Raw genomic sequence first — 16,428 nt, forward strand, 5'->3', positions numbered from 1 at the left:
ACGCAGCGGGGAGGCCAACGACAGGTGTTTGATAACATTGCGAAGTACTGCGCAAAGCACAATGTAACGCACTGCAGACACAGCGGAATCGCTCACCTGTCCGGCGGTTATGCTAAAATGGCACATCTTTCGGATTCAATCGGACAATCATGATGACGGGGCTTTCCGGCAAACATATTGTGCTTGGCATCAGTGGCGGCATCGCCGCCTACAAATGCCCAGAACTGGTACGCCGCCTGCATGACAGAGGCGCTGAAGTACGTGTGGTAATGACCAACGCAGCGAAAGCCTTTATCACGCCGCTGACGCTGCAGGCCGTTTCTGGCTATCCGGTCTCAGACGATCTCCTGGATCCCGCCGCCGAAGCGGCGATGGGCCATATCGAACTCGGCAAGTGGGCAGATCTGGTGATTCTGGCTCCGGCCACCGCCGATCTGCTGGCGCGCGTCGCCGCTGGCATGGCCAACGATCTGCTGACTACCCTTTGCCTGGCCACGGCGGCACCGATTGCCGCCGCGCCCGCCATGAACCAACAGATGTACCGCGCCGTCGCGACTCAGGCCAACCTGCACACTCTGCAGGCACGCGGTATGCTGCTGTGGGGACCAGACAGCGGTAGCCAGGCCTGTGGTGACATCGGCCCGGGGCGTATGCTCGATCCGCTTGAAATTGTCGAACTGGCGAACAGCCATTTCTCTACGCCACAAGATCTGCAACATTTAAAGATTATGCTCACCGCCGGCCCGACGCGCGAAGCCTTGGATCCGGTGCGTTTCATTAGCAACCACAGCTCCGGTAAAATGGGCTTTGCCATCGCTCGTGCCGCCGCAGCACGGGGTGCACAGGTCACGTTGATCGCGGGGCCAGTCAACCAGCCAACGCCACCCTGGGTCACCCGGGTTGACGTCGTCAGCGCGTTGGAAATGGAGCAAGCTGTGCAGCAACGCGCCGCTGCGCAGAATATTTTTATTTCCTGCGCCGCCGTGGCCGACTACCGTGCCGAGCAGATTTCCGATGAAAAAATTAAAAAACAGGGTGATGAAATCATCCTCAAAATGGTAAAAAACCCCGATATCGTTGCCGGCGTTGCCGCAATGACAAAAAATCGCCCCTTTGTCGTGGGGTTTGCCGCCGAAACCCAGAATGTGGAAGAATACGCGCGACAAAAACTGGCGCGTAAGAAACTGGATTTAATTTGCGCTAATGATGTATCGCTTGCAGAGCATGGGTTTAACAGTGACACCAATGCCTTGCACCTTTTTTGGCAGGATGGAGAAAAGCGCCTGGCGCTGAGCGACAAGGCACTCCTTGGCCAACGTTTAATAGACGAGATAGTCAGCCGTTATGAAGAAAAAAATCGACGTTAAAATCCTCGACCCACGTATCGGACAGGATTTCCCATTACCGACCTACGCCACTCCAGGTTCTGCCGGCCTGGATCTGCGCGCCTGTCTGGACAGCGCCGTTGAACTGGCTCCGGGTGAAACTACGCTACTGCCTACCGGCCTGGCTATTCACATCGCCGATACCGATCTTGCGGCAGTAATCTTGCCGCGCTCCGGCCTGGGCCATAAACACGGTGTCGTGCTGGGCAACCTGGTCGGCCTGATCGATTCCGATTATCAGGGTCAACTGATGGTTTCCGTCTGGAACCGCGGTCAAAAATCCTTCACTATTGAGCCCGGTGAACGTATCGCACAGATGGTATTTGTGCCGGTGGTACAGGCCGAGTTCAATCTGGTTGAAGAGTTCGACAGCAGCGAACGTGGTGCCGGTGGTTTTGGCCACTCCGGTCGCCACTAAGCGATAACCGATTGCCGACAGGGAAATGTCATCTGAAATCTTGCCACCCCGGATAAAAGGACAGCTCTGCGGCAAGGTTTGGCCGACTACGATTTCAGCGCAGACCAGAACGCGCGGAGAATACAGGTCGTTAAGGCCGCTGACCCCAGCATCGTAAAAAAGCTATCACATAAGCCGCACAGAGATATCTCTGCAGCGGCCGGTGCCCGGGTTTTCGAAAGTCTAAGCAGTTTTAGCAAGGGTCTAATCAGACATGGCAGAAAAAGAAAAAATCAAAAGGAACCGGCGCGAGGAAATACTGCAGGCATTAGCCCAGATGCTGGAATCCAGCGACGGTAGCCAGCGTATTACCACCGCTAAACTTGCCGCTAACGTCGGAGTCTCCGAAGCTGCGCTGTACCGACACTTTCCCAGCAAGACACGGATGTTCGACAGTCTGATCGAGTTTATTGAAGACAGCCTGATCACACGCATCAACCTAATCCTGCAGGATGAGAAAGATACTTTTAACCGCCTGCGGTTGATTCTGTTACTGGTGCTGGGGTTTGCCGAACGCAACCCGGGCCTGACGCGTATCATGACCGGCCACGCATTAATGTTTGAGCAAGATCGGCTGCAGGGGCGAATCAACCAGCTGTTTGAACGCATCGAGGCGCAGCTGCGTCAGGTGTTGAAAGAACGCAAACTGCGTGAAGGAAAAGGCTTTATCGTGGATGAAACGCTGCTGGCCAGCCAGTTACTGGCGTTCTGTGAAGGCATGCTGTCACGCTACGTACGTTCCGAATTCCGCTACCGCCCAACGCAAGAATTCGATGGCCGCTGGCCACTGTTGGCGGCACAACTGCAATAAACCCTATGCCGGGTGCATGTTGATGCGCCCGGCATAGTAAATCCCGCGTTAAACCCCGTACTGCTCGCGATAAGCGCGAACCGCCGCCAGGTGATCCGCCATTTCCGGTTTCTCTTCCAGATAAACAATCAAATCCTTCAGCGTCACGATGGAAATCACCTTGCAATGATAGTCACGCTCAACTTCCTGAATGGCCGATATATCCGCACGGCCGCGCTCCTGACGATCGAGAGAAATCAGCACCCCAGCAAGCCGCGCGCCGCCGGCACCAATGATTTCCATTGATTCCCTGATCGCCGTACCGGCAGTGATGACATCGTCTACCAACATCACACGGCCCTGCAGCGGGCTACCTACCAGCGTGCCACCCTCGCCATGGGTCTTGGCTTCTTTACGGTTAAAGCAGTACGGTACATCACGTTCGTGGTGTTCAGCCAACGCGACCGCCGTGGTAGTAGCGATCGGGATCCCTTTGTAGGCTGGGCCAAACAGCAGGTCGAATTCAATACCTGAATCCACCAGCGCTTCGGCATAAAAACGCCCTAACAGCGCGAGATCACGCCCGGTATTAAACAGGCCGGCATTAAAGAAATACGGGCTGGTGCGGCCGGATTTCAGGGTGAACTCGCCGAATTTCAATACCTGCTTGTTAAGCGCGAACTCGATAAACTGGCGCTGATAGGCTTTCATTGCTGCTTCTCCTCGTCTGGTCGGTTAGATCTGTTAATACTGCCGCCCGTTCGCCGGGCGTAAAAAAGGCGACCCTTGAGTCGCCTTAATAATTAGTCTGCCAGCGCCGCTTTCTGCGCCTGGAAGATGGTATCGATGCCCCCTCGAGCCAGCGCCAACAGCGCCAGTAACTCCTCGTGGCTGAACGGCTCGCCCTCGGCGGTGCCCTGCACCTCGATCATGCGGCCATCTTCCATCATCACCACGTTCATATCGGTTTCTGCTGCGGAGTCTTCGACATACTCCAAATCGCACAGCGCTTCGCCGTTAACGATACCAACAGAAACTGCGGCGACCAGCCCTTTCATCGGATTGGCTTTCAGCTTGCCGTTGGCCACCAGCGCATTCAACGCATCGGCCAGCGCAACACAGGCACCGGAAATGGACGCGGTACGGGTGCCGCCATCGGCCTGCAAGACGTCGCAGTCGAGTGTGATGGTGAACTCACCGAGCTTTTTCAGATCCACCGCTGCACGCAGCGAGCGGGCGATCAGACGCTGGATCTCCAGCGTGCGGCCGCCCTGCTTGCCTTTTGCGGCTTCGCGGGCGTTACGGCTGTGGGTAGAACGCGGCAACATGCCGTATTCAGCGGTGATCCACCCCTGGCCCTGACCTTTCAGGAAGCGCGGAACGCCCTCTTCTACCGTGGCGGTGCACAAAACTTTGGTATCGCCAAACTCAACCAGCACTGAGCCTTCTGCGTGTTTGGTATAGTGACGGGTCAGTGTCAGTGGGCGAACTTGTTGTGGTGCTCTGCCTGCAGGACGCATGGGCTCTCTCCGGCTTCTAATCAACGATTGGCTGCGCATTATACGGGCTTCGTGACGTAATGCCTATCCTGCCCGCATGTCCAACGCTATAATCGCCTCATCTTTTCCTATTACGGGTACGCATCAATGATCCGCAGCATGACAGCCTACGCCCGGCGTGAAATCAAGGGTGAGTGGGGCAGCGCAGCTTGGGAGCTGCGTTCCGTGAACCAACGCTATCTAGAAACCTACATCCGCCTGCCAGAGCAATTCCGCAGCCTGGAACCGGTGATCCGCGAACGTATTCGTGGCCGCCTGACCCGCGGCAAAGTGGAGTGCAACCTGCGTTTCGAACTGGATCCGAGCGCGCAAAGCTCAATGATCCTGAACGAAAAGCTGGCTAAGCAGCTGGTCGAAGCCGCCAACTGGGTAAAAATGCAAAGCGACGAAGGGGAAATTGATCCTATCGACGTACTGCGTTGGCCAGGGGTGATGTCTGCCCAGGAGCAAGATCTGGACGCTATCAGCGCACAGCTAATGCAGGCGCTGGACGGCGCACTGGATGACTTCATTATTGCTCGCGAAAGCGAAGGTACCGCACTGAAAGCGCTGATTGAACAGCGCCTGGACGGTGTTAGCGCCGAAGTGATCAAGGTACGTGCCCAGATGCCAAACATTCTGCAATGGCAGCGTGAGCGTCTGGTCAGCAAGTTGGAAGAAGCTCAGGTACAACTGGAAAACACCCGTCTGGAACAGGAACTGGTGTTGATGGCGCAGCGTATTGACGTCGCCGAAGAGTTGGACCGTCTGGAAGCCCACGTAAAAGAAACGCACAACATCCTGAAGAAGAAAGAAGCCGTCGGCCGTCGCCTCGACTTTATGATGCAGGAGTTCAACCGCGAATCTAACACCCTGGCATCCAAGTCCATCAATGCCGACGTCACCACTTCTGCCATCGAGCTGAAGGTGTTGATCGAGCAGATGCGCGAACAGATCCAGAATATCGAGTGATACGTTTCTTCATTCGCTTAAGCCCGCGTCAGCGGGCTTTTTTACGGCTATGCTCTGGGTAAACCAGCCGCCTGCTCTTCGGTAATCAGTCCCATTTTCTGCAACTGCACGGCAATACCCCAGGTCGAGCGTTCGAATTCACTGCTCATCACCTCCAGCGTCATACCCGCGGCGTGACTTTCCTGCAATCGTTGTTTCTCTTCTTCATCCCAGGGGAAGTAAGATTTTGCCGGCCGCCCCTCAAAAATATTCTTCTGTCGCCTTTCCTCCGGCGTTAGCTTGGTCTTTTTCTGACGTTCGGTTTCGCTTTGAAATTCCTCGGCCAGGGCGAACAAAAGACGTATCGCTTCCGGCGAACAGGCCATTGATGCGGGTTTCAATAACTCGCCGGTATCGGGATTCACGCCATTCGCCAAAGCCCGCAATAAGGTGCTGGTGTTCATCATCGGTATCCTCATCCTGAGAAAAACGGTCGCCGAGCTTCTGCGACAAAATGTCAGACCATTTTCTTGGCTAATCCTTAATAAACCAATCCATTAGCACAACCCGTTGCGCATTCTGAGCATTGGGTTCCAGGCCGTTATGCAACAACCCTGGAAGCGGCGAACCTTTGCGCGTCACAACGCAAAAAATGCATCGGATACGGAGCAGTGTGGGTTTATGAAAAACTGTGACCCAGTGGGCACGGGTGGCAATCGGTAACTTATCTCGCTGACTGAAAGTATTTTATTCCAATTATCACCTAAGGTAATGAAAGGAGGGCCAAGCTGTGGCTAAATGTGTTTTTTTCATGCCCGCAAGCTGTACGGACCCTTTATGCCGCAAATTCTGCAATTTATTTTTGCCCTGGTGGTGATCATCGCCCTGGCCCTGTTAGTCAGCAATGACCGCCAGAAAATCCGCCTGCGCTATATTATTCAGCTTCTGGTCATCGAAGGTGCCCTTGCCTATTTCTTCCTGCATTCAGAAAGTGGCCTTAGCGTCATCAAACACGTCGCCGGCTTCTTTGAGACGCTGCTGACCTACGCCGCGCAAGGCTCTGACTTTGTGTTTGGCGGCATGAGCAAAGATGGGTTGGCGTTTATCTTCCTGGGGGTTTTGTGCCCGATTATCTTTATTTCTGCGCTAATCGGCATTTTGCAGCATTTTCGCATTTTACCGCTGATTATCCGTCTGGTCGGCACTCTGCTGTCCAAAGTTAACGGCATGGGCAAGCTGGAGTCTTTCAACGCCGTCAGCACGCTGGTGCTCGGACAATCAGAAAACTTTATCGCTTATAAGGGCATCATTGGCGATATCTCGCCACGGCGCATGTACACCATGGCGGCGACTGCCATGTCGACAGTATCCATGTCCATCGTTGGCGCCTATATGTCGATGATCGATGCGCAATACGTGGTCGCTGCATTGATCCTCAATATGTTCAGTACCTTTATCATTTTGTCGATCATCAACCCTTATCAGTTGGACGATGAGCCTGAATTGAAGCTGAGTAAGCTGCATGAAGATCAGAGCTTCTTTGAAATGCTGGGCGAGTACATTTTAGCGGGCTTCAAAATCGCGATGATTATCGCTGCCATGCTGATTGGCTTTATTGCGCTGATTTCTGCGGTAAACGCTCTGTTCTCCGCGGTGTTCGGTATCAGTTTCCAACAGATCCTGGGCTATGTATTCTATCCGCTGGCCTGGCTGATCGGCATCCCGGCGCCGGATGCGCTACGGGCAGGCAGCATCATGGCGACCAAGCTGGTAGCCAATGAATTTGTGGCGATGATCGAACTGAAAAAAATTGCGGCAGAGCTAACACCACGCGGCCTGGGCATCCTGTCGGTATTCCTGGTGTCCTTCGCTAACTTTGCCTCTATCGGTATCGTTGCCGGGGCAATCAAAGGGCTTAACGAGCGACAGGGCAACGTAGTTTCTCGTTTTGGCCTGAAACTGGTCTACGGCTCAACGCTGGTCAGCCTGCTTTCGGCTGCCATCGCCGGGCTGGTCCTGTAAGCCAAATCCCTATTCCCGGCCTGCAGGCCGGGATTTCATCAGAACGCGACACACACGGGCGTGTCTACGCGCATCACGGAGTCTTGCGCAAACTGTTGCTTATAGCTGCTGCGCAACGCCTCAATATTGGTTTCACTTTCCTTGCCCGACGCATGGATCAGCATCAGTGCCTTGCTGTTCTCACGCGCCAGCTTGCCGTCATTACCCAGCCACTGCCCTTTGGCATCAAATACCGACAGCCCATCTTTAAAGCGCGGCGTCACTTGCCGATCAACGAAACTCTGCCACTCTGCTGCGCTAATCACCGGCCCCACGGGACGATTCAGGCCAAAATAAAGCGTGGTTTGCGTCATGGGATCGCCTACTGAGCAAGCCGCTGACTTTTGCTGTACGGTGTTCGGAACTGGAGCAACGCAACCGCTCAACAGTAAGGCCGCTGTTACAGCCGTCGCCAGCAGGTAGGTGTTTTTCATTTATCTTTATGTTCCTTAGTGAATACCAGTATCCGCCGTCGACGCGTAGCCTCGGACCGAATGCAATAAATATAGTCAGCCATAGAAACTAACACTAAATTTCTAATGCTGCTGTTAGCAACAAAAGGTTAGAAAAGGCAATAAACCAGTAAAACCATCCATCAATGGATTAATTAAAGTAATCCGAAACATCACCCGTTAGAAAAACTCAGTAGCGATGAACCCCGTCGGCGATTACCCTTCCACCATTACACTTATTCCCGCCCACCCTGTGAATACCTTATGTTACTGAGTGTTCTTTATATCATCGGCATCACTGCCGAAGCCATGACCGGCGCACTGGCCGCCGGCCGTCGCCAGATGGATATGTTTGGCGTAATTATTATCGCTTCGGCTACCGCCATCGGCGGCGGTTCTGTGCGCGATATGCTGCTCGGGCATTTTCCGCTGGGGTGGGTCAAACATCCTGAATATATCGTTATCGTCGCCATTGCTGCGATTGTCACTACCTGGCTGGCACCCTTGATGCGTCACCTGCGTCGCCTGTTCCTGGTGTTGGATGCCGTTGGCCTGATTGTATTTTCAATCATCGGCGCGCAAGTCGCACTGGATATGGGGCACGGCGCCATCATCGCCGCGATTGCCGCCGTGATCACCGGCGTGTTCGGTGGCGTACTACGCGATATGCTCTGCAACCGTATCCCGCTGGTATTTCAGAAAGAAATCTATGCCGGTATTTCCTTTGCCGCCGCCTGGTTGTACATCGGCCTGCAACACTTCAGCCTGCCGCATAATCTGGTGGTGATCATCACACTGGTCGTTGGCCTCAGTGCCCGCTTACTCGCCCTGCGCTTTCGTCTTGGTCTACCGGTATTTAATTACCAACATCCGGATCATTAATAGTGTCCACCTCGGGGGCAAAACCGGTTATTCCCTGGGATGCCAGCGTGTTGACCAATGCCAGCAATGGCGGATGCTGGAGAAAATCGGCAATCTGCTGCGCCCTTTTGGTTCCAATACCGGCCATCGTCCGCCATGCTTCGGCGGGCAATTGCTGGACCTGATGCCAACTTTTCAACGTCACCGCTTGCTGCGAGGACAGCGGCGCACCTAAGGCGATTAACCAGCGGGCAAAAGGTTGTTGCCGCGCCAGTTGAAATTGCCGGTGAATATTCTGCCCTCGCTTACTGCCAATACCAGTGGCAGACATCAACTGCTCCGGCGTCAGTGTCAACCAATCCAACAGATGCCGTACCAATCCCTGATCGATGAGTGCCTGCCAGGTGGATTCGCTGACCCCGTGGAGATTTAACCCCTGTCGGCCACTTAGCCACACCAGTCGGGCAAGAAATTGCTGACGGCAATTCGGGCGCCAACTAAAGCAACTCAGCGGGTGATAATGTTCTGCCGTTGGCGCACTGGGTACCGACCTTTCTTTTACCCGCCAGACCACCTTATTCAGATGCGGAATGCCGTGCCCCATCAGGCTAACTGCCACCTGATCACCCGGCACAACCGCCCACTGCTGCCAGCGGGGTAGTGAGCCGAGGTTAACCCGAGTCACCCATTTATCGTCCAGCCTGACGGGCTCAAGCCGCAGCACCACGGCAATTTTTCCGGTTCGACCCACATTGAAATCGACACCATTGACCTGCGCAACCTGCTGCGCCGGCGGATACTTCCAGGCAACGGCCCAATCACCGGGCTTCGCTTGCCAATACCTTCCCTGCGGTGAACGCGCCTGATGGATCACTACACCATCGGTGACAAAAGGCAAAGCGGCCTGGTACCAGTGCTCCCGCCATTGCTGCACTTGCGCCAATGATTTCACCGGTTGCGAATAAGCCCGGGCCAGAGGGAAGCCCAAGGCGGCAAGCTGGTGTAAACGCTGCGACATCGCTTGCGGGCCGTCCGGCCATGCCCAGACAAACAGGCCAATTTGCTGTAATACCGGTGAAGGCTTCTTTTTCATCAACGCACCGGCGACCCTAGCCCGGGCATTGATGCCTCCATTGCGTTTTTGTTGATGACCGTTCACCATCAGAAACAGCTCACCTTGCAGAATCAGCGTCTGCGGTGCGCCCTTGATGCTAGTGGGTACCGCCGGTATGGCACGCACCTTTTCCAGCCAGTTCTCTCCCTTCAGCCCGTTCCCGCGGCTGATCGCCGCCGCCAGCTCTCCGTCACGATAAACCAGCGTAATGGCTACGCCGTCCACCTTTGGCTGAACCCAGAGATCGCTGCGGCCGTGCAGCCATTGGGCCACTGCGGCAGGATCCGGCAATTTGCGTAATCCGGTATGCGCAACCGGGTGGGCCACCTTGCCCGCCGGTAAAAGCGGCACAGACTCCTCTGCCGATGCCAGCCCGACGCAACCAAGCCACAGCCGCAGTTTTTTGCGCAGGCTGTCGTACACTTCGTCCTCAACCAAACTGTTTCCCTGTTGGTAATAAGCCACATCCCAGCGCTCAAGCTGGTTTCTTAGCGTGGTTATCTCCAGTTGCAGTCGCTCCGGCCGCCATGTTGGGCAAGCCTCCGCCCACAGCGACTCGCTAAATACCAAACTGGCCAGCAGGATCATCCCGATCCCCATCACACCTTTACGCATTGTGCACCTCCCTGATAACCGGCAGTAAATCTGGGAAATGGGGACGCGGCAATGCCCAATGAGACGTTGTGCAAAACTGCTCGAGAAAGGCAGAGCGCGTTGCAGAAAAACATCAAAATTTAGCGATACGCTGCGCAAACTAGCCCGTTTGAGGTTTTTTCAGCATAAAGCGGCGGGCAAAATGCGAGCTAACGCTGCATCCGGCTCGTTAGCCGTGTATACTGTGCGGAGAAAATACACATCCGCTGTTATTGGCATATCAACCGCTACCAACGAACATCATCATGGCTCAAGGCACACTTTATATTGTCTCTGCCCCCAGTGGCGCAGGGAAATCAAGTCTGATTCAGGCTTTGTTAAAGACGCAACCGCTGTACGACACGCAGGTTTCGGTTTCGCACACCACGCGCGACAGCCGCCCGGGTGAACAGCATGGCGATCATTATTTCTTCGTCTCAAAAGATGAATTCTGCCGAATGATTGAGCAGGATGCCTTTCTTGAGCACGCCGAAGTGTTCGGCAACTATTACGGGACCTCACGCGCCGCCATTGAGCAGGTGCTGTCGACCGGTGTAGACGTTTTCCTGGATATCGACTGGCAGGGCGCGCAGCAAATTCGCGCAAAAATGCCCCAGGCACGCAGCATCTTTATTTTGCCGCCGTCGAAGGAAGAACTTGGCCGTCGCCTGCGTGGCCGCGGGCAAGACTCTGATGAAGTGATCGCTAAACGCATGGCGCAAGCCGTGGCGGAAATGGCGCACTACGCGGAGTATGATTATTTAATCGTGAATGATGATTTCGATCTGGCTCTGTCCGATCTGAAAACCATTATTCGCGCCGAGCGCCTGCGTTTAGGCCGCCAATTACTGCGGCATGACGCTTTAATCAGCAAACTATTGGCAGACTGAAGACAGTTTCAGTATTATGCCCAGTCTTTTCGTCACCTGTGGAGTAGCACAAATATGGCACGCGTAACTGTTCAAGACGCTGTAGAGAAAATTGGTAACCGTTTTGACCTGGTGTTGGTCGCTGCTCGTCGGGCACGTCAAATCCAGACTGGCGGTAAAGATGCACTTGTTCCGGAAGAAAACGACAAGTACACCGTTATCGCGCTGCGCGAAATCGAAGAAGGCCTGATCACCAGCCAGATCCTCGATGTTCGTGATCGTCAGGAGCAGCAAGAGCAGGAAGCCGCCGAGATTCAAGCGGTTACCGCCATTGCTGAAGGTCGTCGTTAATTAGACTGCGAGTCTGCCTTTGTACCTGTTTGAAAGCCTGAATCTGCTGATTCAACGTTACCTGCCTGAGGAGCAGATTAAGCGCCTCAAACAGGCATACCTCGTTGCACGTGATGCTCACGAGGGACAGACACGCTCCAGCGGTGAGCCCTACATTACTCACCCGGTTGCCGTGGCCTGCATTCTGGCGGAAATGCGTCTCGACCATGAGACGCTGATGGCAGCATTGCTGCACGACGTCATCGAAGACACCCCGGCCACCTACCAGGATATGGAACAGCTGTTCGGCAAAAGCGTTGCCGAATTGGTTGAAGGCGTATCCAAGCTCGACAAGCTGAAGTTCCAGGATAAAAAAGAAGCGCAGGCGGAAAACTTCCGCAAGATGATCATGGCGATGGTGCAGGATATCCGCGTCGTGTTGATCAAGCTGGCCGACCGTACGCACAACATGCGCACCCTCGGTTCGCTTCGCCCAGATAAACGGCGGCGTATTGCGCGTGAAACCCTGGAAATCTACAGCCCTCTGGCCCATCGTCTGGGTATTCACCACCTGAAAACCGAGCTCGAAGAGCTGGGTTTTGAGGCGTTGTACCCGAACCGTTATCGCGTAATCAAAGAAGTGGTGAAAGCCGCGCGCGGTAACCGTAAAGAGATGATCCAGAAGATTCTCTCCGAGATCGAAGGGCGTCTGACCGAGGCCGGCATTCCCTGCCGCGTCAGCGGGCGGGAAAAACATCTGTATTCCATCTACCTCAAGATGCACCTGAAAGAACAGCGTTTCCATTCGATCATGGATATCTACGCGTTCCGGGTGATCGTGAAGGAAGTCGACACCTGCTACCGCGTACTGGGTCAGGCTCACAGCCTATACAAACCTCGTCCGGGCAGGGTCAAAGACTATATTGCCATTCCCAAGGCCAACGGCTATCAATCGCTGCACACTTCACTGATCGGCCCACACGGCGTACCGGTTGAGGTGCAGATCCGTACCGAAGATATGGATCAGATGGCCGAAATGGGGGTCGCCGCGCACTGGGCTTATAAAGAAAAAGAACAGGGCGAAACCGGCACCACCGCACAAATCCGCGCTCAGCGCTGGATGCAGAGCTTGCTGGAACTGCAACAAAGCGCCGGCAGTTCGTTTGAATTTATCGAGAGCGTAAAATCCGATCTGTTCCCGGATGAGATTTACGTTTTCACCCCGGAAGGCCGCATTGTCGAATTGCCTGCGGGCGCAACGCCGGTCGACTTCGCCTACGCGGTACACACCGATATCGGCCACGCCTGCGTTGGGGCGCGGGTCGATCGTCAGCCGTACCCGCTGTCGCAGTCACTGAGTAGCGGCCAAACGGTCGAAATTATCACCGCACCGGGCGCACGGCCTAACGCCGCCTGGCTGAACTTTGTCGTCAGCTCAAAAGCGCGCGCCAAAATCCGCCAGATGCTGAAGAACCTCAAACGCGATGATTCGGTCAGCCTCGGCCGTCGCTTGTTGAATCATGCGTTAGGCGGCAGCCGCAAACTGACAGAGGTTCCACCGGAAAATATCCAACACGAGTTGGATCGCATGAAGCTGGCGACGCTGGATGATTTGCTGGCTGAAATTGGCCTGGGCAATGCCATGAGCGTGGTGGTAGCGAAAAACCTGCAGGGTGACCAGTCCAATCTGGGCACGTCCTCCGGGGTTCGTAACCTGGCGATCAAGGGCGCCGACGGCGTACTGATCACCTTCGCCAAATGCTGCCGACCTATTCCGGGTGACCCGATCATCGCCCACGTCAGCCCAGGCAAAGGCCTGGTGATCCACCATGAGTCCTGCCGGAATATCCGCGGCTACCAGAAAGAGCCTGAGAAATTCATGGCGGTAGAGTGGGATAAAGACATTGAGCAGGAATTCATTGCCGAGATCAAAGTGGACATGTTTAACCATCAGGGGGCGCTGGCCAACCTGACGGCAGCCATCAATGCGGCTGAGTCCAATATCCAAAGCCTGAATACCGAAGAGAAAGACGGCCGGGTTTATAGCGCCTTTATCCGCTTGACCACCCGCGATCGCATCCATCTGGCAAATATTATGCGTAAAATCCGTATCATGCCGGATGTCATTAAAGTTAACCGTAACCGAAATTAGCGCTTATGAGCCCTGAACGCTATGCGCGGATTCGTGAAATGCTGGCCACCCGGCAGCCGGATTTAACGGTCTGCCTGGAACAGGTGCACAAACCGCATAACGTCTCCGCCATTATCCGCACCGCCGACGCCGTCGGCGTGCATCAGGTGCATGCCGTGTGGCCAACCCCGCGCATGCGCACCCTGGTTTCCTCCGCGGCCGGCAGCAACAGCTGGGTAAATGTCAAAACCCATCCCACCATTGTCGACGCCGTGACCCATCTGAAAGATCAGGGTATGCAAATTCTGGCGACTAACCTGTCAGCCCGTGCAGTAGACTTCCGCGAAGTGGATTACACCCGCCCGACCTGCGTGCTGCTGGGCCAGGAAAAAACCGGCATCACCGAAGAGGCCCTGCGGCTTGCCGATCAGGACATCATCATTCCGATGATCGGTATGGTGCAGTCGCTGAACGTGTCGGTCGCCTCAGCATTGATTTTGTACGAAGCGCAACGCCAGCGGCAAAACGCCGGTATGTATCGCCGTGAGCACAGCATGCTCAATCAGGAAGAGCAGCAACGTCTGCTGTTTGAAGGTGGCTATCCGGTGCTAGCCAACGTGGCCAAGCGTAAAAGGCTGCCGCGTCCACATATTGATGAACAGGGCCAGGTGGTCGCCGATGCCGAATGGTGGGCGACCATGCAAGCGACGGTACGTAAATGAAAGGCCGCCTGCTGGATGCTGTCCCACTCACCACACTTTCCGGGGTTGGTGCCAGCCAGGCGGGTAAACTGGCCAAAATTGGCCTGGAAACCATTCAGGACTTGCTGCTGCACCTGCCGCTACGCTATGAAGACCGCACCCGCCTCTATCCAATAAACGATCTGCAGCCGGGCATTTTTGCCACCGTGGAAGGCGAAGTACTGCGCACAGACATTAGCTTTGGCCGTCGACGCATGCTGACCTGTCAGATCAGTGACGGTACCGGCCTGCTCACCATGCGCTTCTTCAACTTCAATGCGGCAATGAAGAACAACCTGGCCACCGGCCGTCGTGTCACCGCCTATGGTGAAGTCAAACGGGGTAATCACGGCGCAGAAATTATTCACCCGGAATACCGCATTCAGGGAGAAAGCAGCGAGGTTGAGCTGCAAGAGTCACTGACGCCGGTCTACCCCACCACCGAAGGCATTCGGCAGGCCACGCTGCGCAAGCTGACCGATCAGGCACTGGAGCTGTTGGATACCTGCGCCATTGCCGAACTGCTGCCGCCAGAACTGAGCGGTGGGTTAATGAGCCTGCCACAGGCGTTGCATACCCTGCATCGCCCACCGCCGGACATCCAGTTGGCAGATTTGGAACTGGGTAAACACCCGGCGCAAAAACGCCTGATCCTGGAAGAGCTGCTGGCACATAACCTCAGCATGCTGGCGGTACGAGCCGGTGCTCAGAGCTATCAGGCGTTGCCACTGATGCCTGATGATCGGCTTAAAAAACAATTCCTCGCCCAGTTGCCGTTTTCACCGACCGGCGCGCAAGACCGCGTAGTGGCCGATATCGAAGCCGATATGCAAAAAGGCTTCCCGATGATGCGGCTGGTACAGGGCGACGTCGGCTCCGGCAAAACGCTGGTGGCCGCGCTAGCCGCGTTGCGCGCTATAGCTCACGGCAAGCAGGTGGCGCTGATGGCGCCAACGGAGTTGCTGGCCGAACAGCACGCCAACAATTTCCGCCAGTGGTTTGAACCGCTGGGGCTGGAAGTCGGCTGGCTGGCCGGCAAACAAAAAGGCAAGGCACGCATCGCGCAGCAAGAGGCAATTGCCAGTGGACAGGTGTCGATGGTGGTCGGTACGCACGCCATCTTCCAGGAACAGGTGCAGTTCTCCGGCCTGGCGCTGGTGATCATCGACGAACAACACCGTTTTGGCGTACACCAGCGGCTGGCACTGTGGGAGAAGGGTGAGGAGCAAGGCTTCCATGCCCATCAGTTGATCATGACCGCCACGCCCATCCCACGCACGCTGGCGATGACCGCCTATGCCGATCTCGACACTTCGGTGATCGACGAACTGCCCCCAGGCAGAACGCCGGTCACTACCGTCGCCATTCCCGACACCCGGCGTGCCGATATTATTCAGCGAGTGAAAAACGCCTGCATCGAAGAAGGCCGACAGGCGTATTGGGTTTGTACGCTGATTGAGGAGTCTGAAGTTCTGGAAGCCCAGGCGGCAGAAGCCACCTGGGAAGAGCTGAAAGTCGCGCTGCCGGAACTGAAAGTCGCGCTGATACATGGCCGAATGAAAGCGCAAGAGAAACAGGCGGTGATGCAGGCCTTTAAACAAGGCGAACTCCAGCTGCTGGTGGCAACGACGGTGATCGAAGTCGGGGTCGACGTGCCTAATGCCAGCCTGATGATCATCGAAAACCCGGAGCGGTTGGGGCTGGCGCAGTTGCATCAGCTACGTGGCCGCGTGGGTCGTGGTGCTGTCGCGTCCCACTGCGTTTTGTTGTACAAAACGCCGCTGAGCAAAACGGCACAAAAACGCCTGCAGGTGCTGCGTGACAGCAATGACGGCTTCGTCATTGCACAGCAAGATCTGGAGATCCGTGGCCCCGGCGAGTTGCTGGGCACACGTCAAACCGGCAGTGCAGAGTTCAAAGTGGCCGATTTACTGCGCGATCAGGCGATGATCCCGGAAGTGCAACGTGTCGCCCGCCATATCCATCAGCAGTATCCGGAACATGCCCGTGCCTTGATTGAACGCTGGTTACCGGAAAAAGCGCGTTACTCCAACGCCTAATCGCCCACCATAGAAAAAGGCGCCGATTGGCGCCTTTTTCGTTATTACGACGCTTT

Annotated in this window: 16 protein-coding genes; 11 read left to right on the forward strand and 5 right to left on the reverse strand. The window is 55.4% G+C overall.

Annotated elements, in window-relative coordinates; all coding sequences use genetic code 11:
• Positions 1-149 precede the first annotated feature (149 nt).
• From coaBC to slmA, 3 genes are all read left to right on the forward strand, one after another.
• Positions 150-1,367, forward strand: coding sequence for a bifunctional phosphopantothenoylcysteine decarboxylase/phosphopantothenate--cysteine ligase CoaBC (gene coaBC / locus OC597_RS23710; protein ID WP_262210714.1), 1,218 nt, complete (start codon positions 150-152; stop codon positions 1,365-1,367).
• Positions 1,345-1,803 (forward strand): dUTP diphosphatase, encoded by a 459-nt coding sequence (dut, locus tag OC597_RS23715; RefSeq protein ID WP_085120061.1) that lies wholly within the window; start codon positions 1,345-1,347, stop codon positions 1,801-1,803. The genes coaBC and dut overlap by 23 nt, the downstream gene beginning before the upstream one ends.
• 253 nt (positions 1,804-2,056) lie before the next feature.
• A complete protein-coding gene (gene slmA, locus OC597_RS23720) occupies positions 2,057-2,653 on the forward strand; it encodes a nucleoid occlusion factor SlmA (RefSeq protein WP_261260285.1) in 597 nt (198 codons plus the stop codon).
• A 48-nt stretch (positions 2,654-2,701) separates the two neighbouring features.
• Here the strand turns inward: slmA and pyrE are convergent, their stop codons facing one another.
• Together pyrE and rph are read right to left on the reverse strand one after the other, a co-directional pair.
• Entirely contained in the window at positions 2,702-3,343 is a 642-nt protein-coding gene (gene pyrE / locus OC597_RS23725) for an orotate phosphoribosyltransferase (RefSeq protein ID WP_085120062.1), read from the reverse strand.
• A 92-nt stretch (positions 3,344-3,435) separates the two neighbouring features.
• Entirely contained in the window at positions 3,436-4,152 is a 717-nt protein-coding gene (rph, locus tag OC597_RS23730) for a ribonuclease PH (protein ID WP_099063911.1), read from the reverse strand.
• Positions 4,153-4,278: 126 nt separating this feature from the next.
• Here rph and OC597_RS23735 point away from each other — a divergent pair, with 126 nt between their 5' ends.
• Positions 4,279-5,142: a YicC/YloC family endoribonuclease gene (locus OC597_RS23735; RefSeq protein WP_099063912.1), complete on the forward strand. Its 864-nt coding sequence runs from the start codon at positions 4,279-4,281 to the stop codon at positions 5,140-5,142.
• A gap of 47 nt (positions 5,143-5,189) precedes the next feature.
• Here the strand turns inward: OC597_RS23735 and OC597_RS23740 are convergent, their stop codons facing one another.
• On the reverse strand, positions 5,190-5,585 hold the full coding sequence (locus OC597_RS23740; protein ID WP_207980033.1) for a hypothetical protein: 396 nt from the start codon (positions 5,583-5,585) through the stop codon (positions 5,190-5,192).
• 373 nt (positions 5,586-5,958) lie between these two features.
• On the opposite strand from OC597_RS23740, the gene OC597_RS23745 reads away from it, so the two are divergent.
• Entirely contained in the window at positions 5,959-7,143 is a 1,185-nt protein-coding gene (locus tag OC597_RS23745; protein ID WP_261260286.1) for a NupC/NupG family nucleoside CNT transporter, read from the forward strand.
• A gap of 38 nt (positions 7,144-7,181) precedes the next feature.
• Here OC597_RS23745 and OC597_RS23750 read toward each other — a convergent pair whose 3' ends face one another.
• A complete protein-coding gene (locus OC597_RS23750; RefSeq protein WP_207980009.1) occupies positions 7,182-7,616 on the reverse strand; it encodes a DUF3574 domain-containing protein in 435 nt (144 codons plus the stop codon).
• 282 nt (positions 7,617-7,898) lie between these two features.
• Between OC597_RS23750 and OC597_RS23755 the strand changes: the two genes are divergently transcribed.
• Complete coding sequence (locus OC597_RS23755) at positions 7,899-8,516, forward strand: trimeric intracellular cation channel family protein (RefSeq protein ID WP_085120066.1); 618 nt, start codon at positions 7,899-7,901, stop codon at positions 8,514-8,516.
• Here the strand turns inward: OC597_RS23755 and ligB are convergent.
• Positions 8,491-10,224, reverse strand: a complete 1,734-nt coding sequence (gene ligB, locus OC597_RS23760) for an NAD-dependent DNA ligase LigB (RefSeq protein ID WP_262210719.1) — start codon at positions 10,222-10,224, stop codon at positions 8,491-8,493. The two genes, OC597_RS23755 and ligB, sit on opposite strands and share 26 nt — an antisense overlap.
• 284 nt (positions 10,225-10,508) lie before the next feature.
• Here ligB and gmk point away from each other — a divergent pair, with 284 nt between their 5' ends.
• The 5 genes from gmk to recG are packed head-to-tail and all read left to right on the forward strand — an operon-like array spanning position 10,509 to position 16,372.
• On the forward strand, positions 10,509-11,132 hold the full coding sequence (gene gmk, locus OC597_RS23765) for a guanylate kinase (RefSeq protein WP_085120070.1): 624 nt from the start codon (positions 10,509-10,511) through the stop codon (positions 11,130-11,132).
• Positions 11,133-11,186: 54 nt separating this feature from the next.
• Entirely contained in the window at positions 11,187-11,462 is a 276-nt protein-coding gene (gene rpoZ / locus OC597_RS23770) for a DNA-directed RNA polymerase subunit omega (protein ID WP_004953385.1), read from the forward strand.
• A gap of 19 nt (positions 11,463-11,481) precedes the next feature.
• On the forward strand, positions 11,482-13,593 hold the full coding sequence (gene spoT / locus OC597_RS23775; RefSeq protein WP_261260289.1) for a bifunctional GTP diphosphokinase/guanosine-3',5'-bis pyrophosphate 3'-pyrophosphohydrolase: 2,112 nt from the start codon (positions 11,482-11,484) through the stop codon (positions 13,591-13,593).
• A gap of 5 nt (positions 13,594-13,598) precedes the next feature.
• Positions 13,599-14,294: a tRNA (guanosine(18)-2'-O)-methyltransferase TrmH gene (trmH, locus tag OC597_RS23780; protein ID WP_261260290.1), complete on the forward strand. Its 696-nt coding sequence runs from the start codon at positions 13,599-13,601 to the stop codon at positions 14,292-14,294.
• Entirely contained in the window at positions 14,291-16,372 is a 2,082-nt protein-coding gene (gene recG / locus OC597_RS23785; RefSeq protein WP_262210722.1) for an ATP-dependent DNA helicase RecG, read from the forward strand. The genes trmH and recG overlap by 4 nt, the downstream gene beginning before the upstream one ends.
• Positions 16,373-16,428: the final 56 nt, after the last annotated feature.

Source organism: Serratia proteamaculans, from assembly GCF_946227095.1.
Lineage (GTDB): Bacteria > Pseudomonadota > Gammaproteobacteria > Enterobacterales > Enterobacteriaceae > Serratia > Serratia proteamaculans_E.